We start from the raw sequence: 1,634 nt of genomic DNA, 5'->3' as shown, positions 1-1,634 counted from the left end.
TGAAAAGTCTGAAAGTTCGTTACGAAACTTTGCGTTATTCATCTTAATTGAACCGCCGTATACGGAACCGTACGTACGGTGGTGTGAGAGGTCGGGAGTTAATCACTCCCTCCTACTCGATGTGGGTGGATGAATTTTTATTTTCCATCCTCTCGGATTAATCCTCATCTTTTACATCGATATCTTCTGGAATCGGAGTATTGCGCCATATTTCAATCTCTTCTTTAAGTCGTTCTAATTGTTCATGATACGTATCGAATTGGGCGCTGTTTACTAGAAACTGCTCTCCATCATGAACAGCCTTTATACGGCCAGCATAAATGTAGCGGAGTACTTGTTCTTCTGGCATTGAAATATCTTTAGCCGTTTCAGAAACTGTTTTATACACGTATGATGACCCCTTTCTAACTGTAATATATTTATTATAAATAATTTTCTTCAAATATCACTATATTGTGTTGTAGTGAAAATAATAGATTAGTGTATTTGAAAGTTATGGTAGCATAATTGTAATAAAGAAGGAAACAATAGGCAAAGGAGATGAAAGTTTTGAATCTATTACCCTACATATTTGTTCTGCTTGCTGCAATGTTATGGGGCACAGTCGGAACAACCCAAACATTTTTACAAGAAGGTGTTTCTTCGGTTGCTGTAGCAGCAGTACGTTCGGCAATTGGGGGAGGCGTATTACTAATAGCTGCTTTTGCTATGCGTAAGATTAGTTTCAAAAACTGGTCTTGGAAATGGACCATACTTGCAGCGCTTACGATTGCGTTATTCCAATCATTATTTTTCACATCTGTACGTTTTACAGGAGTCGCAATAGGGACGGTAGTAACAATCGGAAGTTCACCGGTCTTTTCAGGTATTGTTGAATGGCTTTTTTGGAAACGAAAGCCAAACCGTATTTGGGGCATAGCAACTGCTTTAGCGATAATAGGGTGCATTCTTTTATTTGTTAATAGAGGAGAAGCCACAGTCCATCCTATTGGTATTTTACTTGCGTTAAGCGCAGGACTTATGTTTGCCTTTTATACAAATTGCAGTAAACAGTTAACAGAGAGAGAAGAGACTTTGCCGGCTGTTGCGATGACGTTTACCATTTGTGCACTTATATTGTTGCCATTTTCAGGTAATGGCGTTTCTTGGGTGTTCACAGGGCAAAATTTTGCGCCAATGGTATTTATGGGATTAGCCGCTACAAGCTTAGCCTACATATTTTTCCTTTCGGGTTTAGAAAAAATCACTTCTTCTTCAGCAGTTACACTATCTTTGGCAGAGCCTCTAACAGCAGCACTTCTAGGTGTATTTTTTATCGGAGAATACTTAAGCACAACCTCATGGATTGGCGTGGCAATGCTGCTTGGAGGAATCATTGTTTTAACGGTTGGAAGCAGAAAAACAATTGATGAAAATATATCTACTAATGATGAGTAAAAGACTACGACGTAAGGTAGTTTTGTGTTATGTAAAGTGGCCGTCCAAAAATAAACTTTTCGGGCGGCCACTTTTAGCGTGCGCCCGGCATGCGTATGAACTATAGGGTGCAAGTCCCGAACCCCGAAGACAGAAGTAGAGGTTAGCTAAGAGCAAGGGTGTCCGTGGCGACGCGGAATCTGAAGGAAGCTGGAGGC

2 protein-coding genes are annotated in these 1,634 nt (G+C 40.3%); one reads left to right on the top strand and one right to left on the bottom strand.

What is annotated here, in order from left to right; translation table 11 throughout:
- Positions 1–157: 157 nt before the first annotated feature.
- Positions 158–388 carry a DNA-binding protein gene (locus EKG35_RS20550; protein WP_126296407.1) on the bottom strand — a complete coding sequence of 77 codons (231 nt, stop codon included), beginning with the start codon at positions 386–388 and terminating at the stop codon, positions 158–160.
- A gap of 152 nt (positions 389–540) precedes the next feature.
- Between EKG35_RS20550 and EKG35_RS20545 the strand changes: the two genes are divergently transcribed.
- On the top strand, positions 541–1,437 hold the full coding sequence (locus EKG35_RS20545; protein ID WP_185807854.1) for a DMT family transporter: 897 nt from the start codon (positions 541–543) through the stop codon (positions 1,435–1,437).
- Positions 1,438–1,634 lie beyond the last annotated feature (197 nt).

The sequence above is a fragment of the Lysinibacillus telephonicus genome (genome assembly GCF_003966145.1).
Lineage (GTDB): Bacteria > Bacillota > Bacilli > Bacillales_A > Planococcaceae > Ureibacillus > Ureibacillus telephonicus.
The sequence above is the reverse complement of the archived record's forward strand: the minus strand, read 5'-3'. Positions and strand labels throughout refer to the sequence as shown.